Here is a 25,959-nt window from a genome sequence, read left to right as displayed (position 1 = left end):
TATGCTGACGCACCTGGTAACCCTCGACCTCGAAAGAACGACTGAGTTTGGTCATCGCATCGCTAAGCTTGCTCGATTCTCTGGTATTCCAACACGTATCGTCACCACGGCAGACGCCTTCGTCACTGATCCTTGCGTTGGCCGGAACGCAGCGATCGCAATACACAGCCGGACACTTGCGTCAATCGCGCTCAGGATGGGAGCGAGCGCAACCTCGCTACTTCAGACATTTAGCGCGGCGTTTGTCTATGGTTTCACCGATCAAAGCGAGAGGGAAATACTTTGCCAACTGACTGACGGTGCGATCGCACGGATCTCAGAACTGCCCGGCGGCACGGTGAGGCACGATTTTGCTGACAACAAGCTTTGCCGCCAGCTCGCGGGGCTCACCTTCACGGCTAGCGCAGACCGCCGTCGGCCTGTTTTCGAGAGCGCGGCGCCGGGAGGCAGCCTAGTCAATTTGCTCTTCGCCGACAATCGCCCCTACTACCTCAAGAGAGAGGGACTGCTGTCCGAACTCTTTCTGTGCGCTGGCCAGTCGATCACGGATCTCGACTTGAACATTTCTCGCTGCGATGCCCTCCATGACTCCCTTCCCAACCTGCTTCCATTTCTGATTTTCGCCAAACACGTGTTTGGATCGGCCTGTTGGGAGAATCCTTTTCCACGCGCGACACTGATTATTGATGATCCCCTGCTGCGGCCACGCTACGGGTTTCTGTCGCACGAAGCATTGTTGGAGTCGCTACAGCAATACGATTTCGCAAGCACACTAGCTTTCATTCCTTGGAATTACCGCCGGAGCGATAGGCGCGTTACGGACCTCTACAAGCGCAATCCATCGAGGCTCTCGATCTGCGTGCATGGATGCGATCACACCGATGGGGAATTCGGTATTACCGACGAAGGCACACTAAGTCGGAAGGTCTCGAGAGCGCTCCAGCGTATTCGGGCGCACGATTCGGGGACAGGGCTAGTCGCCGATCGTGTAATGGTATTCCCCCAGGGTGTCTTCTCTAGGGCGTCGTTGACGGCGTTGGGCGGCGCAGGATTCATCGCCGCAGTCAATACTACTTTATTGCCAACCGATGCAGGTTCCGACTACCTTACCCTCAGAGATTTCCTATCTCCAGCGATTGAGGCTGAGGGGCTTCCGCTTTTCGGCCGGCACTATCCAACAGCAGTGTTTTCCTTCGCGCTTGATCTCTTTCTTGGCAAACCTGCGCTGGTAGCCGCTCATCATGATATTTTCAAGAATGGCTATACTGACCTTTGTGCTTTCGTTGAAACACTCAAACGATTGGAACCGCGCCTTCAGTGGGCACCGCTCAAGCAGGCTTTAACAACCTCTGGTCTGTACCAGCGATGTGGCGACGACTCAGCTCGTGTCCGGAGTTTTACCGACTCTTTTCTGCTCCGCAATCCGTACGAGACGCAAATCAGTTTCATCTTCTCGCGCGCCGCTGGATCCAAAGATTCAGTACGCGATGTACGCGCGGACGATCTTGGAGTCCCGTACGAAGTGACGGATGAGTCCCTAATCTCAAAGATCACTCTGCCTTCGGGTGGCGAAGTTCGCATTCAGATCGTGCGCACACTCGACGGCAGCCAGACAGAAGGCGTTGATTCAGGTTTTAACCTATCTATCACAGCACGTCGCTATTTATCTGAACTTCGCGACAACTGCCTTGCTCGGAGCGAGAGGTTAAGGGCATTGTCGCGGGGCGCAGTCCGGTTATTCTCGTCTTAGCGATTGGAAGTAAGGTCCGATGCTACTGAATAAAATTCTCCACCGCCCAACTGCTCGATACCGCATTCTGCGTGAAAGGATGACCGAGCCGATTCATCTGAATTTAGCGTCATTGGTGATGGCGGCGTGCGGATCGCTACGCAGCAAAATAAACTTTGATTTGATTCAGCGTGTTCATTACGCATATGGTGTGCTCGCGGCGGCTGATCAGGCCATCGAGCAGAACCTCGAGAGTATAACGATCGTCGAATTCGGGGTGGCCGCAGGCGAAGGTCTCCTCAATCTCTGCGAACTCTCTCAGCGAGTCACTGATGTTACCGGCATTGGTATGCAAGTTGTGGGTTTCGACAGCGGTTCCGGGATGCCAGCTCCTTCAGACTACCGGGATCATCCCGAGGAGTTCCAGGTTGGCGATTATCCGATGGACCATGATAGACTGCGATCTCGGCTTCCTTCCAATTGTCAACTTATCTTGGGCCCCGTAAAGGAAACTGTGCCCACGTTTCTAGCTGATGTCCCGATAAGGAAGGCGCCCCTGGGATTCGCCGCATTCGATCTCGATTACTATTCATCGACTATCGATGCGCTATCCATATTGAGTGATCCGGATTCGGCTAAGTATATATATTTACCCATTCTTTATTTTGACGACGTAGTTCTACCGACTTACAATTCATGGGCGGGAGAGTTGCTGGCAATTGGAGACTTTAACAAGCGCAACGAATTGCGCAAGATCGAGCAATACCGCTTTCTGCGTTCCAGGCGAATATTAAAAAACGCGCGCTGGATCGATCAAATCTACCTGCTACACTTATTCGATCACCCGTGGGCACGTCGGAGCCGGAAGGCTCGCGAAATGCCCAATGCCTATTTCTAAATCCTCCGTGGAACGCCGAGCTTATTCGCAAGGAAGTTAAGTCGGTACAGGAAAGTAGGTCAGGCTCTTTGTAAACGCTTCTGCTCTCGCGTTCGTCAAACCGAGCAGGACCTGGCAGGGGCGAGACTGGCCGCGCCCGTACTCGTGCGTCCGGGCAAGCCCCCGCACGACGATGGGGCAGTGCAGATCCTTATCTTCCACGCTGATCCTTTATTCGTCGGCGCTCCCCGGCGAGAGATGACGCTTCGCGAACACTTGCTGGAGGGCCGCTCTTGGACACGAAACTTTTGATCAGCAGAGATCGTATTCTGAGGGTACCGATCGCAGGCCCCGAGAGTCGTTCGATGCCCGGCCACTCTATGTCCACTGTCGGAACAAGGGTATTGGTGGGAAGCTCCAACTCGATGCGCCAGGTCTGTTCCGCATTGGAGATACTGGCTCCGTGCAATGCGCCCGCGATTCTGACTGGCGAAAGCGGTACCGGCAAAGAGATAGCTGCGCGTACGATTCATGAACTCTCGCCACGACGCAGCGGCCCCTACGTCGCCATCAACTGCGCGACGCTCCCTGAGACGCTGATAGAAAGCGAACTCTTTGGTCATGAGCGAGGAGCGTTCACGGGAGCAGATTCTCGACGCCTGGGCTGCTTCGAAATCGCGCGCGGCGGCACCATCCTTCTCGACGAAATCGCTGAAATGCGAATTGACGCTCAAGCGAAATTGCTCCGCGTGTTAGAGGACCGGCGTGTCCGGCGTCTCGGTGGCACCGCCGAGATACCTCTCGACGTGCGGGTTCTGGCAGCGACTAACCGCGACCTTCGTCAGACCATTCGCGAAGGTAAATTTCGTGGGGACCTGTTCTATCGATTGAATGTCTTCACGGTAGAAATCCCGCCCTTGCGGCATCGCCTCGAGGATCTGCCGGCGCTCATCGCCCACTTTATGACCTTGTTTGCTCGACGCGATCGCCTTTCGCCAGCCAAAGTTGACGACGAGTGCCTCAGCGCGTTGATGGCTTACGATTGGCCCGGCAATGTCAGGCAACTTCGCAATGTCATCCAGAGGGCGATGGTTGTTGCAACGCCTCCGGTCATAACTATCCGAGACCTGCCCTCCGACGTCTTGCATCGCGCTCCAAGGGACGGCGACATCGAAGTTCGTCTCGGTGCGTCCCTCGGAGAGGCAGAGCGCGAGTTGATCTTGCGAACCCTTAACGCTGTGCAAGGCAACAAAGTACGCGCATCGGAGATTCTCGGAGTCAGCCTCAAGACCCTCTATAATCGGCTGGAAAAGTATCGCGGTCACCAGAACTCGGACGACCGCGAATAGTGCCAATCGCCACGACTGCGACCAGTTGGTTTGGTTCGCATTGCGGATACCATATTGGGCGCCACGTCGCTGCTCACCTCGCAGCCAACGTCTTTCCACTATCACCGGGCGAGCTGATAGCAACTCGTTGCAAGGGCTTTTGAGCTTGATCTTTGCCCGCGACCTCCGCCGCTCGTCTTTCGTTGGAGTCGAGTACCGCCTGCAGAATTGGCGATGGAGCAACTTTTAGCATCAAATTGATATTTGGAATAACGCAATGACCGCCGATAAAACCCGGGAAATATCGAACTCGCGGTAAGAACTCGATCTCATCAAAGAAATTCGTCAATTCGTAGTAGTCTCCACCGACCTTTTCGCAGTAGCGATTGAGCTCCTGTGCGTAAGCGATCAAAACTCCGAAGTACGTCGTCTCCGCCAGTTTCGCCATTTCCAGCGCATCCACCCCATTGATGCGGCGCGTCTTCATGCCCGCTTGTTCGAAATGCTCTTCTGCCGCACGGGCGGTCGCAATATCAGGTGCTGCGACGAACTTGCAGTATCGAACCAGATCCTGCGTCATCTGCACGTGTTTGCCTCTGACCGGACTGAAGGCCGTGGGTATAGACGTTGCCGCCGCAATTCTGCGCGTTGTGCCTGGCGTAACCGTACTGTTGATCACGGCGAGCTTTGGGGAAAATCGCCGAAGGTAGTCGATGGCCGTGGTTTCATATTGCTCTGACGAGTGAAAAGGAAAGCAGAGATGAGCCACCCCGATTTCTTCATTGATTTCGACCGGCTGGATATCATGTCTCACGATTCGCTGGGATCTTTCCAGCACCTGCGCAAGCGCCCCTCCAACCTCGCCCAAGCCAATTACGAGAGTAGTACCTTTGATCACTTTTTGCTCCTTCCTTTAAGAACTCTTATGTTGAAGTCGCTGTCGCCGGTTCTCGACTCCGAGATCAATAGGGAGCGTCACATTCGAACCGCACAGCGCGTCAATAGTTGTGAGGTAATTCTTCCTCTGCCGGTCCCAACTTATGTCTTCCAGAATTCGGCCGGCGTTCCTGGCCCGACGGGCGTTTCCACTTTCGTCCGAACGTGCTTCCTCCAGCGCACGAGCCAGGTCGGCGGCGTCGTTCGGTTCAAAAAATCTGATGGCATCCTCTCCGAAATAGTGTTCGACCGTCTCAAGACGAGCCGCCACGATAGGAATATTCAGCGCCGCATACTCCATGAGCTTAACGGGGAGCATAAGACGCGTTGCGCTGCTTGCGAGATTTGGGATCAGACCTACTGATGCTTGCCGAAGCACCGCTGGCAGCTGTTCTAGTGGCATCGGCTGCAAGAGCTCTACGCGATCGCGCAAATTCAACTGATCAATGAGCCGCCTTGCTTCCGGTAGGTAGTCACCCGATCCAATCAGAAGTAAGCGAGCCTCCGGAATCCGATCACCTGTGAGCGCCAACGCGTTCAGCGCCAGATCGACTCCAAGGCGCCTTGCAATAGTGCCATGGCAGACTATAACAAAGGCGCCTCGCCGCTCGGGAACTGTTGCGCAGGTCTCCGCTTGGAAGATCCGGCGATCCGGCGCATTGAGCACCACCACTAACTTCCTGCGCTTAATTCCCGTCGCCTCTAGCCTGCGCCGATGCAACTCGTGCACAGCGACAATCCGGTCGGCACACAACGCACTGAATCGCTCTTCGAACTTCAATAGAAAAGCCCCCGTACGGCCCAACCAGCCGGGAAACTTATCCTGAAACAACTCGGGCATCGTGTCGTGAACATCGAGCACGACTTTTGTGCCTAAGAGTTTCAGCGGAAGAGCGCACAAGACTACCGCATCTGGCATCGAACAGACTATCGCGACGTCATAGCGCCGCTGAAAGGCCAGGAGAAGCGCCTTCCAGGCTGCGGCGGCGAAGAACCACAGATAACTAAGTATGTAAGATATTGAACTGCTTCCGCGATAGCGGGGAATTCTCAATCCAATAACATTAACGCCGTTGCAGTTCCCGTCTTGCTGATTGGTCAGACAGATTACATCTATCGAATCTCCGCGATCGGCCAATGCTTGAGCATGCCGCTTAACTCTGGCGTCAACCGCGTAGTGCGTGTAAGCGATCATCACGATCCGAGCCATACATACCTCTCTGAAAATCGACCGACAGGAATCAGTTCCAGACCGACTGTTTGCCAAGTAGGCGTAACCGCTGCTGCCGCCTGACGAAGCTCTCGACATCCGGAGTTACCGCTTTGGGTAGGCCGCGGATGTAGCCTTCGCAATATCCTGCGAGAAGCGCCAGCCCGCCTAGTACGAATGGCGGATGTACGGATCTCCACAACGACCGGGCGAACATGAATATCGGTGAATAGCCAATCCTGTAGGCCGCGCGGCCCGCGGCGAGGCGGCCCTTGACGATCCCGTCGGCGGTTCCCTGGGTGCGATGATGTCGAGCTTGAATATATGGGAAGGAATGGGTGGTATACCCATGCATCATCGCTCGAATCTCGTCTAACGTATCCCACCCCAGTCCCGCATCCAAGCCATCGATCGCCTCAAAGCATCCACGACTGTAGAGCTTCACTGCACCTCGGGTGTGAAACCCAGGCTGTTTGGCTTCTTGCCATATTCCTTCCGGATTTCGTTCTAGCAGCATCGCTCCGGCGATACCGAGATCGGGTGTCACCTCGAATTCGTGCATCAGTTGTCTGACCATCTCGCTGTCAAACGTAAGGTCGGCATCCAAGCGGAGAATATAATCATATTCATTCCACACTCGAGTCGGCAGGAATTGCATAATCACGGACTCTCCGCCGGCAGCCCTTGGACGGTCTTTGGCGAGGTGGTGCACCTCGATCCAAGGGTTATCGCGTGCGGCTTGGTCGAGGATCTGCGGAGTCGCATCAGTCGATCCGTCGTCAATAATTATCCATCGTCCAGCTTGATGAGATTGAGATAACATCGAAGCGATGACGCCGGGCATCAAGCGCTCTTCATCCTTCGCAGGGGTTATCGCCACGTAACTCGCCATACAGCTCCTTGAAACCATCGAATAGAGCGATATCCAGAGACTCGATCAAGCCTACAAGTCTAATGCCTCCAGGGATCTTCCCTTAAAAGCGGCAGTGAACATTCTCGTCAGCGTCTGCGCTTCGAGCGAGCAATACGCCAGTGCACATATTGCCGCGACCACGATTAGAACTTCCGGGCGTTCGAGCTTAGCTCCAACGGCGACGGTCTTCGACAACACCGCACAAATACCGCAGATCATCGCCAGTCGGACGCCAGGACCTGCAGCCGCCAAGAGTCGCAAGGGATTAAGTTCGATCAGGTAAGAGGCCGTCCATATTCCAACTATGCTGATAACTCCTTCGACTCCGCTCATTCCGGCGCTGACTGCCACAAGTCCAAAGGGAGCACACAACGTGACGACGACTATGATCAGAACGAGTCGAAGGGTGTGCAGGTAGATGTCGATGGAAGGGTATCCTTTGGTGTAGAACAAGGATCCGATACCGACTCGAAGACCTGCTAGTGTCAACCCTCCGGCCAGGAGACGCAGCGGCCCAGCAGCAGGCAACCATTGCCGGCCGTATACCGTGAAAACCAGCTCTGGAGCTGCCACGACGACAACGATCAAGATTGGTAGAACGATACGAGCGATATGCTCGAAGAATCCCAGGTATGCTCGCGCCAACTCGTTATTGTCGTCCTGGAACCTGCAGAAGGCCGGATAGGTTACCCTGCCCGCAACTTGATTCAAGCGATCCGGAATAAATCGCAACAGATCCCACGCGATCACGTAAAATCCAAGTGCGGCGCTTCCGAGTAGTCTGCCGACAAGCAGGAAATCGGCGTTGCTGGAGAGTAAATAGACTAGCTGGCCTCCTGAAACGGCGGACGCGAACGATGCGAGCTCTCGAAATGCCGAAGCGGTTGGCCATCCGATCGGAGGCCGAGGCTCAGCAATCCACACAGTGATGGCATGTATCAACAGCCGGCAAGCCAACGCTGCGGGAAGGCTCCATTCCTTGAGACTCCCCAAAGCTACGGCAACGCCAACACCGAGAAAGGCAACTTCGCCTAACAGATCTGCAAGAGCAAGGACCCCATAACGAAACGTTCTCTGCAATCGAGCGTTTGAAATTGCGACGGTCCCTTCGAGCAGTATTGGAATACATAGAAGCCTGATGCCAATTCTCAGCGTCGGCATCCTCATCCAGGTCGCCACAAAGGGAGCGCCAAACCAAAGAAGACCGGCACTTGCTATCGCGAGGACGATGCTAACGGACCATGCGGTGACCTCGTGCTCACGCCGAAGGTCCTTTAATCTGATGAGCGCGTCGGGGATTCCAGCTTCGTATACTAAGATCCCGATCAAGCCTACAATCAGGAGCACCCTAAACGCACCAAAATCAGACGGCGCAAGCTGGCGGGCCAGAATAATCATGGCAGAGATGCGGATAGCCTGAACACCAATCTCCGCCATTGCATTGTTTCGCACACTACGTGCGAAACTGGCCCAGACCGAGCCTTCCTGCGAACGGTGGTGCAGATCGGGCTGCAGAGACTTCTCGTCAGCCTTCATACGCCGGATCCCCGAATCAGGGCGGGCAGAGTGCGAGCAAGAATCTTCAAATCTCCAACCAGCGACCAGTCTTCGAGGTACTGGACATCGAGCCGTACCATCTCGTCGAACGACAAGTCATTACGGCCACTTACCTGCCAAAGACCGGTAATTCCTGGCGGTGCATCAAGCCGTCGTCGATGCCATTTCTCATAGTTCTCGAGTTCGTAAGGCGTTCCAGGCCGGGGCCCGATCAAGCTCATCTGCCCCTGGATGACATTCAGCAACTGAGGGAGCTCATCGATGCTAAATCGTCGCAGGATTCGGCCAATTCGGGTGATCCGAGGATCATTGGTCAATTTATATTTTACGTTTCCTGCTGAAGGCGCAGCCGTTATCCGCTGCGAGTTTCGAATCCACGACGAAACAAACTCACGATGGGTGCTATCATCGCAGTTTCTTTGCATTGTCCGTAGCTTGAGCATCTCGAACGGTTCGCCACGAACGCCAATGCGTTTCTGCCGAAACAACACCGGAAACCCATCATCAAGAACAATGGCTATTCCAGCAATCAGCATCACTGGCGCGGTCAGAATAGTCAGAAATGACGCTAGTGTTGCATCGAAGAGACGCTTGATTGCATAGTTCAACCCTTCAATTCGGGCTCCTCGCCGGCCGATTAGTGGAACAATTCCGATCTGTTCGACCTTCACGCCACGCGCGAGACTCGGGAGCAGCCATGGAACGAGCCACCAATCAAGCCGTGCATCCTCGCAGAGCCGCGCGATTTCCTCAATTTCTTCGCGTGGGCTGTCCGGCAGTGCGATGGCCACTTCCGCTCCAGGATACCGCAATGCCAAGCGCTCAAACGTCTGTGGTATTCGATCGACGGGTAGTCCTCTGTACTCTTGCTCGGCTGTGGAACCGTCCAAAAATGCCACCGGTTCATATGGTCCCAACTCATTGAGGACCTGATCGCAAAGGTAGGTGCTAACCGGGTTAAATCCCACGAGCAGCAAGGGGACGGCTATCTTCGGGTTCGCGTAGAGTTTTTCGATCGCCGCACGCATGAGCGATCGCATACCAGCAACGGCGAAGGCGCTTCCCGCCCATGCCAACGCGACCGTTATACGCGCAATTCCGGTATGGAACAGGAAAAACGCAAGCAATGTTAGCAGTGCGGCTTCTGAACAAGCCAGTAAAATCGCGACGAACTCTCGAGGCCCGCCATTTCTGAAACGGTAGAGGTCGTTCCACTGAAGGGTTACCAGCCACAACGCCAGTACTGCGCTCACACCCAGGAATTCTATGGCGGTACCCGCCTCTGAGAATCTCTTTGCGATAGAGTGTGAAGGATCATGAAGACGCAAAGCCATCGCAAACACGGTGAGCAGCGCAATTGCGTCACCGAATGCAAATAGCAACTTCTGTTTGCGCAGCTCTCCGGATAACATCGCTATCGTACTACTCTGTCGCTGACTCGACGCGCTCCGCGTTTTTATTCGCGTCGGCGGACGACTTTACTTCTGGCCGTATACAAGCCTTCACCACGCTGGAGACCTGGGCGACTTGCTCGACAGTCATATGCGGATGCATCGGCAGCGAAAGAATCGAATCGGCCCATCGCTCGCTTCGCGGAAAATCACCGACCGCGTAGTTCAGAGAACGGAGTGCCGGCTGTAGAGGCAGTGGCACCGGATAGTGAATGCCGCAGTCAATTCCTTCGGCAAGCAGCGCTTGCCTTATCGCGTCTCGCTGCGTCGATCTAATTACGTAGAGGTGATAGTTCGATTCCAAGCCGTTCGTCTCTGAGGGAATCTCAACTCCCGATCCGCTTAGATGGCTATTGTACAGGACTGCCAGTTCCCGGCGGCGAGCATTCCAGGTATCGAGACGCTTAAGCTTCGCGCTTAACACTGCGGCCTGCATAGTATCGAGGCGCGCGTTGTACCCGCACTCCTGATGAGCGAAATGAGACATTCTTCCGTGATTTCGCAACCGCAGAACTCGCTCCGCCACCCTTTGATCATTCGTAACTACGGCTCCCGCTTCGCCCCATGCGCCGAGATTCTTGCCGGGATAAAAACTGAAACAGCCGGCTTCGCCGATCGTCCCGGCCATCCTCCAACCGGTGGACATCCTGATCCTGGAACCGTGTGCCTGGCATGAATCCTCTACGACGGGAATCTCGTGAAAGCGGCCGATTTCGCAAACTTCCGACAGTCCGGCGGGTAGCCCATACAGATGAACAGGCACGATTGCCCGCGGACCATTAGGGGATTTGAACTTCCGCGCTGCCAGATAGTCTGACAGGGCGAGCGGGTCCATCGATCCAGTTTCCGGATCGATATCGACAAACGTCACAGTCGCGCCAGTTTGGATAATCGCAGCAGCGGTCGCAATAAAACTCGAAGGCACTGTGATCACTTCGTCGCCTGCGCCTACCCCTATCGCCATCAGCGCAAGGCGAAGAGCGTCGGTACCACTGCCGACGCCTACCGCATGACGAGCTCCCAAAAATGCGGCGAACTCCTTTTCGAACTCGGAAACGGGCGGGCCGTCAATATACGAAGCGGACTCGTGTATTTTTGCAAATCGCTCTTGAACTTCAGGCATTATTTCCGCGTTCTGAGCTGCCAAATCAAGGAATTTGATCATCTTACGATACCTTTCTAGTTTCAGTGCTTTTGGTCCAGGATGTAACGCATCCGTGCGGGCTCACCACTTACTACTGCCAGTGCCGGCACATCTTTAGTCACTATTGCTCCCGCTCCGATCATCGCACCCGCGCCGATCTCGACTCCGCACAGGACGACGGCACCGCTGCCCAGTGACGCTCCTTTACGCACGATCGTTCGCTCCATGAGCCAATCGGCTTCGCCCTTCGGCATACCATTCTCGGTTGCGGCGCGTGGACGACGATCGTTAATGAATACCACTCCGTGCCCAACAAACACCTCGTCTTCAATAGTCACACCTGAGCAGATGAAGGTGTGGCTCGATATTTTGCACCGCTTCCCTACGATCGCATCGCGCTGTATTTCCACGAATGCTCCGATGCGAGTTCCTTTCCCTATTTGGCACCCGTACAGGTTCACGAAGGGAGCCAACCGCACGCCTTCCTCAAGAACGACATCGTCGGATATGCAAGTATAAGATTGCTTGGTTTCCCGCATAATTAGTTTGCGAAGGGCCTTTCGACTTTGACTAGCGCGCCACCTGACTTCAGCGAGCGCTCGGCGGCTTCCAGTACATTAACGACTCTAATGCCGACCACACCATCGGTTCTGGGTTGGGCTTCGTTGAGCACGCAATCAACGAAGTGTTCGCATTCAACCTTGAGCGGCTCCACCTCCTCTATCCGAGGACTGTGTACGTCTCCGTAGCGATATGAGAGATTGAATTCGGAGTAAGAATCGTAATATCGCTCCACGGAAACACCTTTGTCATAGACGCGGACCTTCTCATGGGAGTCGGTGTCATCGTAGACGAGCATCTTGCGAGAACCGACTATCGTCATTCGACGAACTTTCACCGGATCCAGCCAGCTGACGTGAACAAAAGCGATTAGGTTACTGCTGAAGTGGAGCTCCAACATGGCGACGTCTTCGACGCCCTGGCGATAGTGGCTCCGAGCCTGACAACTGACGGCTTCGGGCGTTCGGCCGAGAAGCATCAGGATGATTGAGATATCGTGAGTCGCAAGATCCCACACCACGTTTACATCGCGTTGAAAGAGCCCGAGGTTTGCTCGTACTGAGGTGATGTAGAAGATCTCGCCCAGTTCTCCGCCAGAGATAAGATCCGCCAGCTTTAACACTGGTGAGCTGTATTCGAATGTGTGTCCGACCATCAGCACAAGGCCGTTCTTCTGCGCGATCGTCGCCAACTTTTCGCCTTCTTCGCGAGTAGTGGCCAATGGCTTTTCAATGAGCACGGATTTGCCGGCATCCAGGAGTTTTCGCGCGATGGGATAGTGAGTGCTCACCGGCGTAGCCAGAACCGCAGCTTCGATCTCAGGATCAGTGAGTAAGTCGTCGAGTCGCGCACAGGTTTCCACGTTGGGAAACATACCGGCGATACGCTCTCGCCGACCGTCATCGAGATCACATGCGACGATCCTATCGGCCCGGTGTAACTGCGAAAGGTTACGGATCCAGTTCGGGCCCCAGTATCCTAGACCGACCACTGCAATCCCTCGCAGAGTCTGACGCGGCGCGATCTTAGCTTGCCGAAGTGGAAATGTACTGGAGTACAGACCCATTGAATTTTGATTCATGACAGAAAAGATCCTCTAAACGATCTTTGAGCACTCTCGGCCGTTCCGTTTACGATCACTCCGGCCAGCGATCGGTTCGCCGCCCGCAGAGCGACACTTGTGGTTGAAAGCTCCTTGCGCTCGGTTATCCCATACCTGACAACGAGCAGAACCGGGTCGGACGAGCGAACCAAAGGCAGCATCCGAGCATCCAATCTCGGAACGCCCATATCGATTACGACCGCCTGGTACTCCGGAAAGAGGGACTCGAAGTCTGCCACTACAGCGGTCGTTTGACGTTCGTCATCACCGACATAGCAAGTTGCGAGATCGAGTCGCGGCCACCCTGCACCCCGGATCTGCAGAGTACCCTCCAGAATGAGCTCCGCTGCGGGGCGCTCGCGTCGTACACAAAACACTCGGTGCAGCGACGGATGACGTATGTGGGCATCGACCAAAACGGTTTTGAGCGACAGTCTTTGACTCAGGTCCAACGCCAAGGCTGCGGCAACACACGAGACACCGTCACCACGCCTGCAACCAGCCACGGCCAATCTCAGACTTCTATCAACCACCGCGATCGGCGCCAGTCGCTCGCTGATTGCTCGAAGCGCTTCCAGCTTGGCCATTGAATCCGGTACTTCGGGTAGCGTCGGTAGTGGGATCAAAGCCGCACTTTCGGCTACAACTTCTTCCTCCCTTGCTCGAGCGTGCGAATCCCGTCCGTATAGCGGGATGACGTTTTGGTCGGACTCTTTGGCAAGCCGCGCCATTGTATCCGCGTATCTTCCCACGATCCTCAGTGCTCCTTACTCAGTTGCGAACCGTTGGACAGCCTTGCAATAGGTAGTGAAAACGGCTGGTTATGTTGGTTCAAGATCGATGCCATCTCTGTACGAACCTACACGTGACGGGATATCGTCCGGGACGCCTCTTGCAGAAGCCCTTTCTCGATTCCTATTGACGAGAACAACATCGCGGCAGCGCCGAACTTCAGGAATCGACGCCATACAGGCGGCCGTATCTCCGCCGGAGAATCGCTCGCCGCACCCAGCAAATTTTGAAATTCACTAATCACCTTGCTCACTGTGGATGCATTGACCTGCTTCATGCCGTCAGCGTATGCGCTCAGCATTGCGTTGTGGCAAAGTAGATTCAGCTTGCGCGGGATTCCTCGACTGTTCTGCACGATCATATCGAGGGCCTTGCGCGCAAAGACTTTGCTCACCGCTCCGTTGCAGGCGCGAAGTCTGTGCTCGATGTACTCGTGCGCGTCACTGTTTGGCATCGGACGGAGAAGTACGCGCGCGCCGATTCGTTCATTCAGTTGACGGAGCATCGGCGCTTCGAGGCGTTTTAGGATTGAAGGCTGTCCAACGAATACGATCTGCATCCGTCGTTCGCCTAACGACGCGCAATTTACTAGTAGCCTGAGTTCCTCGAATAACAATGGGCTCAGCGCCTGTGCTTCATCGAAGATTAGGGCCAATCGCTCATCGCCGCGCAGAGACTTCAGGCAGTTGCGGAAGGCTTCAACACAATCGTACTTTGAAAGCTGACTTGCCCTGCTGCCGAGCTGCGTTAGGGCGTTGCGAAATATCTCGAGCGGTTCCGCTTTGGGATAGCTCAGGTAAGCAGCTCTGAGCTGATGATGCTCCGCGAGAACGGCATTGATTAAGGTGGTTTTTCCGGTGCCCGGCACTCCTACCAGCAGCGTGTAACCGCTCGGTTCGTGGAGCAGTCCCCACGAAATCGCCGCGGTCGCTTCGCGCTGTTCGCGGCCTTCGTAAATTCTGCCCGGCCTGATACCGAACTCAAAAGGAGGCCTGGTAAGGCCGAAATGTCTATAGTACATTTTCGTGTTTCACTCCGACCTAACGCTGATCGGCCAACAATGCGATCACAGGCAAGCCACTTTCCTTTTCAACAGTCGCAGGCGAATAAATATGCGGGTCGTATCGCTCGTCGAACTCAGCTGCGCCTACTCCTAATGCCAGCGCGACAACGGCGCCCGCGATTAGATTGAGCCACAGGATGGGAAACACGGGGCGCACGGGCCGGTTCGGCGGCTGCGCGATACTCACGTTCAGAATCTTGCTGCTGTTCAGAGCGCCGGCCGCTCGAGCCTCCTCGGTCTTCTTTACATAAGACATATAGGCTTCTTTGTCCGCGGCTACCTGGCGTTCCAGTCGGTTGTCCTCAGTTTCGTTCTCTACCAGGTAGTCGAGCCGTTTCTTGCTGTTTTCGATCTCTTGACCGTATTGCTTCTGAGTCGCTGCCAGGGCCGCCGTGTTGGATTTGCTTTGCGAAAGGTCCGACGCTTCGGTCACCCAGATGGGGTTGAGATCGGTGCTGCTCTCGCTGACTTCCAGATGGTTTTCCTGATCGAGAATTTTCTGCGCCGCGTCGAGCTTGGCGTTGATTTCTTGAATCCTCTGGCTATTGGGCTGATATCGGCTCAGCAGTTCCGCCCGTTCGGTTCTTAGTTGCATTACTTGGGGTTTCAACTGTGCGAGCGCCAAGTCTTGCACGGACTTCACTTCCTTGTTGATTCGCTGGGGAGTGTTCTTGAGTAGATCGGAAATGGCCGACGTTTGTTCCTGCGCCGAGGCCAGTGCCGCATCGTTCTTGCTGTATTCCAGTTGAAGGTCGGAGAGACGCCCGATGAGCGCCTGGCGTTGCTGATCGATGTCACTGATTCCCGTTTTCAGCTGGAAGGTCCGGAGCTGCTCTTCTGATGCGGCAAGCTTGTCCTGAAGCAACTTCGCCTGCTGCTCGAAAAACTTCTCCGCTTCCGGGTCGTGTGAGATTCGAGCGTGAACTTCTTCGTACTTCGCGATAAGCAGTGTCAGGAATTGTTGCGACCACGCCGGATCGTGAGCTTTGAAGCTGACTTCGAGCACGTTCGATCGCTTCACGAGGTCGGCGTCAAGATGTTGTATCAGGTCGAAGACCCAGCGGTCGTTCGCGGTCATCGATGGCGCATCGTGAAGAGCACGATAGCTTTTGCCCGGTATCGACAGCATCCCGCTCGCCAGGCTAAGAGCCGTGGCGCCAGGTCCGTCATACTTGGCGGGTTCCTTTAGACCAGCGATAGCTTGCCTTACGAGATACTCACTCGTGAGCAGCTCCTTTTCGGAATTAAGGTCCTCTTCAGTTACTGGATTGGACACCACCGCAGGACGGTCCGCAGACTCGCCCTGCTCAAGATCCGGCGAGACCAGGAACTGCGCACGGTTATCCTGCACCAGGATAGACGCGTTTGATTGATAGGTCGGCGGCCAGAAAATCGTCGCAAGCATGACGATGCCGAAAACGATTCCCGCAACGGTCGCCACCCGAACGCGACGGCGATACACGAGTTCCAGCCAATATTCGATAGGTCTGTTCATCATTGCCGTGTCTCTTAGGTTTGAGAGCTAGAAGGCCATGGGTGCGGTCGCTGCGATATAGGGATTGACCGGCAGCACCTGCCGAATGTACTGATTCACCCAGAGATCGAAGTTCGCGATCCCGCTGCGTGGCACGACGACGATATCGCGGGTCGCCAGTACCGTATCCTCACCTTCGCCTGGAGTTTTGATCGCTTTGTCCAGGTTGATCGGCATGCCTTGCGCAACTCCGCATGCATCACGACGGATCAGCACCGCCTTCTTGCCGGCCTGATCAGTCAATCCGCCAGCGGCCGCCACCGCTTGCAGCACAGTCATTCCCGGATCAAGCGGGAAACTGCCGGGCTTTGAAACTTGACCTTCCACGTAAACCTCGCGACTCGGCATATTCTTGACGAGCACCGAGATGTCAGGGTTACGAAGTTCATGCGAGTAGTCTTTGTCGAGATCGTCGGCGAGTTGCTGCGGAGTCCGGCCTGCTGCCGCAACATTACCGACCAGCGTCATTGCGATTTGCCCATCGGGACGAACAATGACGTCCTGATTGAATTCGCTATTCAAATATGAGGTGACACTGAGGGAATCACCGCGCTGAATCACGTAACGATCGTCTTGCGCGGCTGCCTGCACTATTTGCCCGTTCGCTTCACATTGTTCGGGCGTCATGGGCGCCGTCGCTGCGGCGGAAGACTCTTCACGCTCATTTTTCACGCTCGAAGAGCAACCGAAAAGAAGAGATATCGTTGCCGATACACAAAGTGTTCGCGTGAAAGTCTTCATAGAAACGAGGCCGCACCAGCTTTGCATGAATGGCTCCCGCGAGAAGTTTCCGAACACACGAGTACTTAGCCGTTGTTGCACGCTCGACTAGCGCAACCTCCATGCCATTGCGGGAATCTCGATTTCAAAAGACTTTCGCGAGACAAAAATCGAGGAGTGGGAAGGAACTACAAAGCGGCGTGGCGATTTTTACCGATCGTGGCGATGACACCAGTCCGCATCTGATCTCGACTTGCGGGTGTAGCGTGGCTCTTTCCACAGCCATTCAGTTTGAAAATTTTTCTCTCGATTGTCGCCGACGCCAAGGATTCAGCGGCTTTCAGTTCTGATCTGCGATTGGATGCACTGAATGCACGCTAAAGTGCGCGGCACCCTAATTGCTGGTTGTGAACGGACTCGTGCTTTCAACTTCATCTTGTTCCAACTATGAACAAATCTGATCAAGCCATTTTTATAGACCTCCGGCGCAAGCAACCGCAGAGGACCGCCGTATTCGCAACGGCTGCGGCATTCTTGCTGATCGCGGTCGTCTTTCCGCTCTTGTTTTGTAGACTATATCTGCCAGCCGCAGGACTGTTGGGAGTCGCGGTGCTCGTCGCGCTGTGGAAGGCAGTGGTGTTTACAACCGAACATCGCGAGTGGGTTGTCCTGCCGATATGGATGACATTTGCGATCATCTCCGTGTCCTTCTTCGACGACGCAGTGCGCGCTCCCATTCATTACGGTCTGCTCACAATCTTTTGTGTACCCTTACTGCCTGCGGCTTTTAGATCGGGACTGATTCGGCGCGGAGGTTATCGCCTTTATATTTACTATATTGGTTTCGCCGCATTTTCTGTCTGTTATTCAATCGCACCCGCGTATTCTTTGGCGCGTTTATATGAATCGGCAGTGGTGATATTGGCGCTAATCGCCGTAGCCTCAGAAGTTAACGGAAAGGACGATATCGATCGCATCCTCGCTCACCTCTTTTTGGGCTGCACCATTATAACCGCGCTCATGATGGTGTCGCTGGTTCTACCCCACTCGCTTTCCTGGGTCAGCCCCGAAGCCAGTCTTGAGCCCAGCGTTATCAAACAAATGCACAGCATGGGCGTGTCCGTTGACGGCATTGAACGCTTCCAATCGATCTTCAGCGGCCCCAATGATGTGGGCGCCTTAATGCTTGTGACCATCGGAGTGGGCCTAACGCGCTGGGACCGTGTGAAATCCTCGGAGAAGGCTCTTATCGCGGTCGTCATCGCTTGCGCCGCTCTGTGCGGTGTGCTGGCGGATTCGCGATCGCCGTTTGTGGCACTAGCGATCGGAACTGCGCTGTTCGTCGTCTGGCGCCATGGGCTACGCGGCCTTCTCGCGATGGGCGCCCTCGTCACAGCGACTTGTGCGCTACTGGTTGCGACAGGTCACGATTTCAGCGCGTATACGAGTCGTGGTGACATCACCACGCTGACCGGTCGCACTGAGATGTGGGCTTTCGTGGTGAAACAAATAGCCAGCCATCCAATCTTGGGTTTCGGATACGAGGTCGGCGGAGCCATTTTCGATAATCCTTACTTTCCTTTATGGTGGGGGCCGTGGGATCAGGGTCCGCATGTGTCGGTGCACAACGGATACCTCTCGCATGCGATTGGCGTCGGTATTCCGGTCACGCTCTTCTGGCTTTACATTATGTTAGCTCCGTGGGTCTTTACGTTTAGTCGGAGCGAGGACCGATGGCAGATAAAGCGTCTCTTCTTCTTCCTGCTCGTTCCCATCCTGGTTCATAACATGAGCGAAGTCATGGCTGATGATGCGATAGGCATTGTCGGCTTCTTTTTTGGACTCTTATGGGTATTAGGAGAACGTTACCGATTGGTTATCGCATCAAATGAGCGAGCGGCAGCCGCGCGCCATCGTGCGACGATGCCCCGAGCTGTCGCCGTTTTTGTCCCATCCGAGTGAATGTTGATGGCCGCAATCACTACAAGGCAATTACTGCTCATGCTCATCGTCAGCACTGTACTGAGCGGATCGCTCGCCGGTGCCCAAGAAGGCAGCGCCGGATACTTTGCGACCATGCCTCCGCATGCCCAATTACCGAGCGGTAATGAGTGCGCTGCCGAGGTTCTCAGCGTGCAGCACGTATCAGTTGAGGTCCGGCCTCGGAATGAAACAGCGAATCACACAATCCCGACACCCCAAGAGTTAGCGAAGTTTCATTCCTATCCAGTCAAGGGAACGTTTGTTCCACCGAGCGACTTCCTAAGGGTCGACGGTAATTTCACTGGAACCACAGACCAAATACTCCGTTGGGGCGCATGTAAGTGGGGCATAGACGAAAATGTCGTTCGAGCCGAAGCGGTGTCCGAAACACATTGGCGACAATACGGCACTGGAGACCAGTCCTCTAATTCAGCTCTGTGCCCGCCCGGTGTGGGCTTCAATGGTGCGTGGAACGGAACTTCCTGCATGCAGAGCTACGGAATTATGCAGATGAAGTATAGCAGTTTCGGAGGCTTTCCGTTAAGCAAAGACAGCACAGCATTTAACGTAGACTTTCGACTCGCTTATCAGCGGGCGTGCATGAACGGCGATATCAACTACTTACCTCGACGGTTGCCGCCACCTGGTTATCCAACATATCCGAATGGCAATACCGACCAGATGCTTTGGGGATGCATGGGGGATTGGTTCTCCGGAAGTTGGTACGACCCTGGCGCTCTCAAATATATTGCCGACGTTCGGTCTCACCTCGTGGGCAAGGACTGGGAGCATCTTCCTCCTGACTAGATCGGGGCGCGTCTTCGATCGAGGGAAACAACCGCAACCGCAATCGGGGGCACTTCAGCAGCCGCTGCGCCGATGTCGATTGCCTTGTTCGAAGCGAGAAGAAGTTGTGCGTGCTTGATACCGGCCGCAAACACCCGGCGTCGCGAGTCGCTGAAGTTACAAAGGAGCATTGTCGAACCACGACGCATCGTCAGCCACTGCCTTTCATCATCGAAGTTAACATCCGTGTTGTCTAAGCGTGGATCTGACAAATCTGGATTCGTGCGCCTTAGTGCGATTAAGTCACGGTACCATCCATATATATCAGCATGACCGCTGGATTGGCGCTCATTCCATTTGAGCTTCGAAGCGATGAATGTCTGGGGCGCATGGGGATCGGGGACATCGTTGACGCTTTTGAAGAAATGAGCGAACTCTTTGCGCCGGCCTTCGCGAATCGCAGCGACCAGGTCGGAGTCTTCGTGGTTTTCGAAGTACAGAAACGGGCTCGAGGCAGCCCATTCTTCTCCTTGAAATATCAATGGTACAAATGGCGAGCACATCAGGAGCGCCGCCGCGATCTTTAGCTGGGCGACCGACACTAAATGGACCAGGCGATCGCCTTTCGCGCGATTGCCCACCTGATCGTGATTCTGAGTGCATACCACGAAGCGGTTTGCCGGCAGGTCCCGGGCGGGTCTGCCGTGATGCCGCTTTCTGAACTTTGAGAATGTCCCATCGTAGACGTAAGGGTTGTGTAATGCCTTCGCGAGCTGGCTAAGTGAACCGAAGTCCGCGTAATAGCCGGACGTTTCCCCGGTTAAGCAACCGTGAATAGCGTGATGAAAGTCGTCACTCCACTGAGCATCGAGTCCATACCCCCCCGCCTCGGGAGGAATTACCAGACGAGGATTGTTAAGTTCACTCTCCGCGGTCAGCACGAAATGCCTGCGCAATTGGGCCGATAGCACTCGAACTTCGCTGGCCAGCTGCTTGAGAAAGTGTATGGCTGACGAATCGAAAATGGCATGGACAGCATCGAGCCTTAGACCATCGATGTGATAATCGCGCAACCACATCAACGCATTGTCGCAAAGAAACCGTCTGACCTCGTGACTGTATTCACCATCGAGATTGATAGCGTTGCCCCAGGGCGTGCGATAGCGATCGGTCAAGTACGGACCGAATCGTTGAAGGAAATTACCACTCGGCCCCAGATGGTTATATACGACGTCGAGAATTACCCCGAGTCCGATACGATGGCATCGGTCGACCAGGCGCTTCAAGCCATCCGGTCCGCCATAGGCATGATGCGGTGCGTAGAGATCGACCCCGTCATAACCCCAGCCGTGCTTGCCCGGAAACTCAGCCACCGGCATCAACTCGAGATGAGTAATGCCCAGATCTCTGAGATACTCAAGCTTGTTGGCGGTGGCGTCGAACGTGCCCTCGGCGGTGAATGTACCGACGTGGCATTCGTAAATGATGCCCAGCGGCGGCTGATTCCAGCAATCGTCACTCCAGTGAAACTTTGCATGATCGATGGGCCGCGAAGGAGCGAAAACGCCTGACGGCTGCCAAGGCGAGCGCGGATCCGGCAACGGTTCGCTGCCATCGATTCTGAAGGCATAGTCAGATTCTGCTGCATTGTCATCAAGCTCGGTCTCCCACCAGCCGTCGTCGTCCGCCTTCATCGTGAAGCGATGATTTCCGGCTGATACTTCGACTGTACGGGCGAAGGGCGCCCACACGCGGCGTTGTTTCACCTTGCGCCGCCCTCTCGCGACAACAACGCCACTGGGAAACGACGCAGGAGACCTTCGATGCGGACCGTCCCCCCTTCAATCCTTCCACCGCCGAGACTGTCGAACCATTCGCCCGCAGGCAGTTCGACGGTAGTATCGCGCCAATCTCCACCGAGCTTAACGGTAAGTCTCGGCGCGATGGCGAGAACTGAATCTCCGCGTGAATATGCGATGACATGATCCGACTTTCGTCCAGCCACACGGAGCGGAGTGATATCAGCTTCTTTTCCAAACCATTCAGGATGAGACTGTCTAAGCTTCAACGCTTTATGGATTAGCCAGAGCTTGGGCGAACCGTCCGCAGCACGTTCCATCACCTGTTCTGCTGAGGCATTGAGCAGTTGGCGGAGCAGTAAGCGACGGCGCGCGAAATCAACGGCGCGGCGATTGTCCGGATCAACGAGCGACAGATCCCAGAGCTCGCAGCCCTGATAGAAGTCAGGAACACCGGGCGCGGTTAATTTGATCAGCGTCTGGACAAGGGAATTGACCCGCCCCGGTTCGATGATGCCTGAGACAAAATCATCGAGAGAACGGATAAACTGCGAATTATCATAAAGTCCGTCGATGAAATGGCGGACGGACTGTTCATAGTCGCGATTCGGATCTGTCCACGATGTATAAACCTTGCCTTCGCGCATCGCTTTTTCGGCGTACTGCCAAAGCCGCTCTTTCTGGATCGGCCATGCACCAACGAGCGCCTGATAAAGGTGATACTCGAAGTTTCGATCGAGCAGATCAGTTCCACTCTCGCGACGCTCGCGATTCATAGTCGACCAGCGCCTGACGACGTCAGCCCACATGACAGGTATTTCCGAGAGCACGAACAAACGCGCGCGAACATCCTCGCTGCGTTTGGTGTCGTGGGTCGAGGTCGCCAGCATCGTGCGTGGCCACTTCTTCTGAGTCTCGCGACACCAGCGATAGAACGATCGCGGTGGCGCGCTGAAAGTGGCGGGATCGCCGCCAACCTCGTTGAGCGCGATCATACGATTGTAGTTGTAAAAGACGGTATCCTCGAGACCCTTGGCCATTACCGCGGCGGAGACTTGCTGAAAACGCGTTGCAAGTTCCACCGCCGTGCGTTTTTCAACGCGAAGCTTCAGCACATCGCCGAGGAAGTCAAACAAGCGCGGGTCGAGATCACCGCGGTAGGCCTTTGCTTCGGCGATTGCCGCGTCGATGTGACGCACGTCCTCGGCGGATATCTCACCCGTCTCGCGCGCATATGTCCGATATATATTCAGGCAGGCGAGCGCGGCTCGAAGCACTTCATGCACTTCGTGACGTGAATAGTCACGATGCATTACATCGCTTTCGCAAACATCTAGGAACTGCGCGGTTAAACGATTGATATCACTACCGAGCGAACCCCGCATAGCAAATTGTTTGCGCGCGCGTACCAGTGAACTATAGTCGTGCTTCTCACCGGTGAATTCGCGATAAAATTCCGTGAGAGGCTCTCGCCCGGAAGAATCCATTAACAATCGCCCGACCACGTTCAGGAAATCATATCCGGTAGTTCCGTCGATCGGCCACGACTCACGCAGGCGCTCACCGTCCGAGAGGATCTTCTCAGCCACGATCCAGGCGTTCGGGCACGCTGCGCGCAGCCGCTGAAAATATCCTTGCGGATCGCGAAGACCGTCGGGATGGTCGACCCGCAGGCCAGAGACTCGTCCTTCGCCAACCCATTGCAATATTAGCGAATGAGTTTTCTCGAAAACTTCGACATTCTCCATTCGCAGCCCAACGAGGGTAGTGATATCGAAGAATCTTCGATAGCCCAGATCGCGCGCCGCCATCCGCCAATGCGCAAGCCGATAATTCTGCGCCTCGAGGAGCTGATGGAGCAGCGTCCGATCCTCGTTGATCTGATCGATTGCGCGATCGATTGCGTTGGCCGAGGCGGGGTCCTCATCGATTAGCCTGGCGAGGAGCGACCCCAATAGGCGCCGTTCCCGCGAGAAGCGTGCGATCTCGATGCGGTCGGCGGATGCCGGCGAGGGCGAACGCCCAAATGCGTCGGCAAGATAAGTGAGCATGTCGTTCTGGTGAATCTGAGCGGCCACCGCCAGCATCAGTCGTAACGAGCCCGCAACGACGGGGAAGGCACGGTCGCCGACCGCCACGATGAACTCGGCACCTTCGCGCGCGAGTTTTATTTTTCCGTCGCGCAGGAGTACGCCGTACTGGTCCTCGAGCACTGGCATCAAAACCATGTTGTGCAGACGTCGCTCCGGCGGCTCCCAATCGACGTCGAAATACGATGCATAGGGACTCGACGGGCCATTCTGAAGAACATCCCACCACCAGGGATTTTCGCGCCCGGTAATCGCCATATGATTGGGAACGATATCGATCAACTGTCGCAGGTGATGGTTGGCCAACTCGCGGCAGAGTCGATCGTACGCCACTTGACCACCGAGTTCCTGGTTGACGCGCGAGTGATCGACAACGTCGTATCCATGAGAGCTGCCGCTCGCGGCCTGCAGATAGGGCGAGCTATACAGATGATCGACTCCCAGTTCTTGCAGATAAGGGGCAAGCTCGGCCGCTGAATCGAACCCGAATTGAGCATTCAATTGCACGCGATAAGTCGCTGCTGGCGTTTCGGTCATGGCGGATACGGAACGACCGGTGGATTTGGAGTCTCTCATGCGAACTCCGCATCTCAGCAACGACGAGGCCAGTGAAAAATCCCGTCGCAAACGAGGCTTTCGCCGTCCATGCGCCGCGTAAATTCTTCACGCTTCCTAAGAAAAGGCGGGAAAAACTGGTGCCCCCTGCGGGATTCGAACCCACGGCCCCAGGATTAGGAATCCTGTGCTCTATCCATCTGAGCTAAGGGGGCTTGCCTTGAATCTGCTACGATTTTTGTCGTTAGTTCAAGTGCTCCGCTGCGGACTGTGCCCACAATTGTGCCCCCTCTGGGGTAATTTCGGGCTGCGAGAGAGCTTCCGTATGGCTTTCAAGCGCGGCGATCGCATCTGCTTTCGCGGCCTGGCGGATGTGAGAGTATCGGGCGAGCATCTGCTTTGAGACGTGCCCCGCGAGCGACATGATCGTTTGCTCCGACACGTTAGGATTCTCGGCCAACCGTGAGACGAATGTATGTCGCAGATCGTGCCATCGATAGTTCGTCTGAGCCTTGGTGTTCACTGACCGCCAACTGCGTCGCCAAGAACCGATAGAAGCGTTCAAATCGACGCCGTAAACATGGTGCTCAAGTCCCCCGACCCGGCAAGCTACCCTATGCTTCGGGAAAACGAAACTGTCCGCCGTGGCGTCGGCAAAACGAGCTCGCCAGAGACTCAGGATAGCGCACACTCTCTTGGTTAGTGGAATCGTCCGACCCTTGCCCGCGACGGTCTTGCTCTTGGGAACAATCAGGCGGCCCGACGTGATGGAGCCATCCTGTGGACTCAGTTCAAGATCGCGCCAGCGAAGCGAGCGGGCTTCGGCAGCTCTCAATCCGGTATCGATCGTCAGCGTGAATAGGGGCAACAACGCGGGGCTATCGTTCTGACCGATGGCGGCGAGAAGCACGCGTTCGTCCTTCAGTGAGACTGCCTTGCCAATGTCACGCGACTCGCGGAGCCCGCGTATGCGTTCCCCGATAGACGCCCAGCAACCGAAGCTCTTGAGAATCTGGGCCAGCGTCCCAACCTCATAGTTGATGCTTCGGGGCTTCAATCCGTCTTTCCGGCGTTTCTGGCGGAGCGCCTCGACATCAGTGACATGCAAATCGCTCACCAGCTTGTTGCGGAACTCGGCTGATAATGTCTTGACGTGATGCGCGTAGCGCTCCACCGTCCCAGGCGCGAGCCCGACACGCTTATCGAGCCATGCCTTTGCGGCAATCGGGAACGGCGGCAATGGTTCCTTCTTTACAACTCCGGTTCTCTCGATCTCGCGGTGCCGCGCACGTTCCAATTCTCGCGCTAGGTTTTTGCTCGGAGAGTGAGCCGATTCTCTAATGATAATTCCGCGGTACTTAAATTTGTACCAGTAGATGCGCCCTCTTCGAAAAACACTCATAAATTCTCCTAGTCTCACCCGTTCTTTCGTAATTCTTGTTCACTCGCATCACTCCGTCTCGGTATCCTAGCGTCTAAAGAACACACTCAGCCAGCAAGGCGCTCTTCCGAAATACTAGTTTTCGCCAACCTTCCCCGAGGCTAATCTCATCGATAGTCGATTGCTTTCCCGACATGACCATCTTTGTCTTCCTGCTCTTAACGACCCTCCAACCGCGGCGTCCTACGTAAACGCAGATACACCGCGGACTTCCCGTGACGCTTGTACCATTCGCGCTGATGTCGATTATCGTTACACTTCTTTCGGCAACATAACTGATCCACCCGTCGTGCATAAAATACTCGCCCGCACCGGACAAATGCGCATCGACGAAAGCGCGACGGGTCTGCTTGATCGAGCAGAGCAACGAGCCTTCGTACCAAGTGTC

The 25,959-nt window shown here is 55.2% G+C and carries 19 protein-coding genes and 1 tRNA gene; 5 read left to right on the top strand and 15 right to left on the bottom strand.

The features are described from left to right. Position 1 precedes the first annotated feature (1 nt). From VMA09_06380 to VMA09_06370, 3 genes are all read left to right on the top strand, one after another. A complete protein-coding gene (locus VMA09_06380) occupies positions 2-1,750 on the top strand; it encodes a hypothetical protein (GenBank protein HUA33212.1) in 1,749 nt (582 codons plus the stop codon). A gap of 19 nt (positions 1,751-1,769) precedes the next feature. Next, the gene (locus VMA09_06375) at positions 1,770-2,627 is read left to right on the top strand and encodes a hypothetical protein (protein ID HUA33211.1); all 858 of its coding nucleotides are present in this window, start codon (positions 1,770-1,772) and stop codon (positions 2,625-2,627) included. A 344-nt stretch (positions 2,628-2,971) separates the two neighbouring features. Continuing rightward, positions 2,972-3,955, top strand: a complete 984-nt coding sequence (locus VMA09_06370; protein HUA33210.1) for a sigma-54 dependent transcriptional regulator — start codon at positions 2,972-2,974, stop codon at positions 3,953-3,955. 73 nt (positions 3,956-4,028) lie between these two features. On the opposite strand, the gene VMA09_06365 is transcribed toward VMA09_06370, so the two are convergent. From VMA09_06365 to VMA09_06315, 11 genes are all read right to left on the bottom strand, one after another. Continuing rightward, positions 4,029-4,832, bottom strand: coding sequence for a hypothetical protein (locus tag VMA09_06365; protein HUA33209.1), 804 nt, complete (start codon positions 4,830-4,832; stop codon positions 4,029-4,031). Positions 4,833-4,847: 15 nt separating this feature from the next. After that, the gene (locus VMA09_06360; protein ID HUA33208.1) at positions 4,848-6,080 is read right to left on the bottom strand and encodes a glycosyltransferase; all 1,233 of its coding nucleotides are present in this window, start codon (positions 6,078-6,080) and stop codon (positions 4,848-4,850) included. A gap of 31 nt (positions 6,081-6,111) precedes the next feature. Next, entirely contained in the window at positions 6,112-6,972 is an 861-nt protein-coding gene (locus VMA09_06355) for a glycosyltransferase family A protein (GenBank protein ID HUA33207.1), read from the bottom strand. A gap of 51 nt (positions 6,973-7,023) precedes the next feature. Then, positions 7,024-8,529, bottom strand: a complete 1,506-nt coding sequence (locus tag VMA09_06350; protein ID HUA33206.1) for an oligosaccharide flippase family protein — start codon at positions 8,527-8,529, stop codon at positions 7,024-7,026. Next, positions 8,526-9,962, bottom strand: coding sequence for a sugar transferase (locus tag VMA09_06345; GenBank protein ID HUA33205.1), 1,437 nt, complete (start codon positions 9,960-9,962; stop codon positions 8,526-8,528). The genes VMA09_06350 and VMA09_06345 overlap by 4 nt, the downstream gene beginning before the upstream one ends. A gap of 10 nt (positions 9,963-9,972) precedes the next feature. Then, the gene (locus VMA09_06340; GenBank protein HUA33204.1) at positions 9,973-11,166 is read right to left on the bottom strand and encodes a DegT/DnrJ/EryC1/StrS family aminotransferase; all 1,194 of its coding nucleotides are present in this window, start codon (positions 11,164-11,166) and stop codon (positions 9,973-9,975) included. Positions 11,167-11,186: 20 nt separating this feature from the next. Beyond that, the gene (locus VMA09_06335; protein HUA33203.1) at positions 11,187-11,684 is read right to left on the bottom strand and encodes an acyltransferase; all 498 of its coding nucleotides are present in this window, start codon (positions 11,682-11,684) and stop codon (positions 11,187-11,189) included. Between the two features lie 2 nt (positions 11,685-11,686). Then, complete coding sequence (locus VMA09_06330; protein ID HUA33202.1) at positions 11,687-12,772, bottom strand: Gfo/Idh/MocA family oxidoreductase; 1,086 nt, start codon at positions 12,770-12,772, stop codon at positions 11,687-11,689. Positions 12,773-13,667: 895 nt separating this feature from the next. Next, positions 13,668-14,621 (bottom strand): AAA family ATPase, encoded by a 954-nt coding sequence (locus VMA09_06325; protein ID HUA33201.1) that lies wholly within the window; start codon positions 14,619-14,621, stop codon positions 13,668-13,670. 19 nt (positions 14,622-14,640) lie between these two features. Further along, positions 14,641-16,158, bottom strand: a complete 1,518-nt coding sequence (locus VMA09_06320; protein ID HUA33200.1) for a hypothetical protein — start codon at positions 16,156-16,158, stop codon at positions 14,641-14,643. 27 nt (positions 16,159-16,185) lie between these two features. Next, positions 16,186-16,869: a polysaccharide biosynthesis/export family protein gene (locus tag VMA09_06315; protein HUA33199.1), complete on the bottom strand. Its 684-nt coding sequence runs from the start codon at positions 16,867-16,869 to the stop codon at positions 16,186-16,188. A gap of 495 nt (positions 16,870-17,364) precedes the next feature. Here VMA09_06315 and VMA09_06310 point away from each other — a divergent pair, with 495 nt between their 5' ends. Next, on the top strand, positions 17,365-18,879 hold the full coding sequence (locus VMA09_06310) for an O-antigen ligase family protein (GenBank protein HUA33198.1): 1,515 nt from the start codon (positions 17,365-17,367) through the stop codon (positions 18,877-18,879). Positions 18,880-18,885: 6 nt separating this feature from the next. Further along, on the top strand, positions 18,886-19,707 hold the full coding sequence (locus VMA09_06305) for a hypothetical protein (GenBank protein HUA33197.1): 822 nt from the start codon (positions 18,886-18,888) through the stop codon (positions 19,705-19,707). Here the strand turns inward: VMA09_06305 and treZ are convergent. The 4 genes from treZ to VMA09_06285 form a co-directional block, all read right to left on the bottom strand. After that, positions 19,704-21,452, bottom strand: a complete 1,749-nt coding sequence (gene treZ, locus VMA09_06300) for a malto-oligosyltrehalose trehalohydrolase (protein ID HUA33196.1) — start codon at positions 21,450-21,452, stop codon at positions 19,704-19,706. The two genes, VMA09_06305 and treZ, sit on opposite strands and share 4 nt — an antisense overlap. Then, complete coding sequence (gene treY, locus VMA09_06295) at positions 21,449-24,112, bottom strand: malto-oligosyltrehalose synthase (protein HUA33195.1); 2,664 nt, start codon at positions 24,110-24,112, stop codon at positions 21,449-21,451. Before treY ends, treZ begins: the two co-directional genes overlap by 4 nt. 156 nt (positions 24,113-24,268) lie before the next feature. Beyond that, positions 24,269-24,345: transfer RNA gene (locus tag VMA09_06290), tRNA-Arg, on the bottom strand. A gap of 29 nt (positions 24,346-24,374) precedes the next feature. Beyond that, on the bottom strand, positions 24,375-25,532 hold the full coding sequence (locus VMA09_06285) for a site-specific integrase (protein HUA33194.1): 1,158 nt from the start codon (positions 25,530-25,532) through the stop codon (positions 24,375-24,377). Between the last annotated feature and the right edge of the window lie 427 nt (positions 25,533-25,959).

The sequence above is a fragment of the Candidatus Binataceae bacterium genome, from assembly GCA_035508495.1.
Classification (GTDB): domain Bacteria; phylum Desulfobacterota; class Binatia; order Binatales; family Binataceae; genus JASHPB01.
Note: the sequence above shows the minus strand (reverse complement) of the source record. Positions and strands in the feature narration are given on the sequence as shown.

Bases quoted from the DNA above. Each gene is read 5' to 3' on its own strand.
- VMA09_06380 (HUA33212.1), top strand. From the start codon at position 2: ATGCTGACGCACCTGGTAACCCTCGACCTCGAAAGAACGACTGAGTTT.
- VMA09_06375 (HUA33211.1), top strand. From the start codon at position 1,770: ATGCTACTGAATAAAATTCTCCACCGCCCAACTGCTCGATACCGCATT.
- VMA09_06370 (HUA33210.1), top strand. From the start codon at position 2,972: ATGCCCGGCCACTCTATGTCCACTGTCGGAACAAGGGTATTGGTGGGA.
- VMA09_06360 (HUA33208.1), bottom strand. From the start codon at position 6,080: ATGGCTCGGATCGTGATGATCGCTTACACGCACTACGCGGTTGACGCC.
- VMA09_06355 (HUA33207.1), bottom strand. From the start codon at position 6,972: ATGGCGAGTTACGTGGCGATAACCCCTGCGAAGGATGAAGAGCGCTTG.
- VMA09_06350 (HUA33206.1), bottom strand. From the start codon at position 8,529: ATGAAGGCTGACGAGAAGTCTCTGCAGCCCGATCTGCACCACCGTTCG.
- VMA09_06345 (HUA33205.1), bottom strand. From the start codon at position 9,962: ATGTTATCCGGAGAGCTGCGCAAACAGAAGTTGCTATTTGCATTCGGT.
- VMA09_06340 (HUA33204.1), bottom strand. From the start codon at position 11,166: ATGATCAAATTCCTTGATTTGGCAGCTCAGAACGCGGAAATAATGCCT.
- VMA09_06335 (HUA33203.1), bottom strand. From the start codon at position 11,684: ATGCGGGAAACCAAGCAATCTTATACTTGCATATCCGACGATGTCGTT.
- VMA09_06330 (HUA33202.1), bottom strand. From the start codon at position 12,772: ATGGGTCTGTACTCCAGTACATTTCCACTTCGGCAAGCTAAGATCGCG.
- VMA09_06325 (HUA33201.1), bottom strand. From the start codon at position 14,621: ATGTACTATAGACATTTCGGCCTTACCAGGCCTCCTTTTGAGTTCGGT.
- VMA09_06320 (HUA33200.1), bottom strand. From the start codon at position 16,158: ATGAACAGACCTATCGAATATTGGCTGGAACTCGTGTATCGCCGTCGC.
- VMA09_06310 (HUA33198.1), top strand. From the start codon at position 17,365: ATGAACAAATCTGATCAAGCCATTTTTATAGACCTCCGGCGCAAGCAA.
- VMA09_06305 (HUA33197.1), top strand. From the start codon at position 18,886: ATGGCCGCAATCACTACAAGGCAATTACTGCTCATGCTCATCGTCAGC.
- treY (HUA33195.1), bottom strand. From the start codon at position 24,112: ATGACCGAAACGCCAGCAGCGACTTATCGCGTGCAATTGAATGCTCAA.
- VMA09_06285 (HUA33194.1), bottom strand. From the start codon at position 25,532: ATGAGTGTTTTTCGAAGAGGGCGCATCTACTGGTACAAATTTAAGTAC.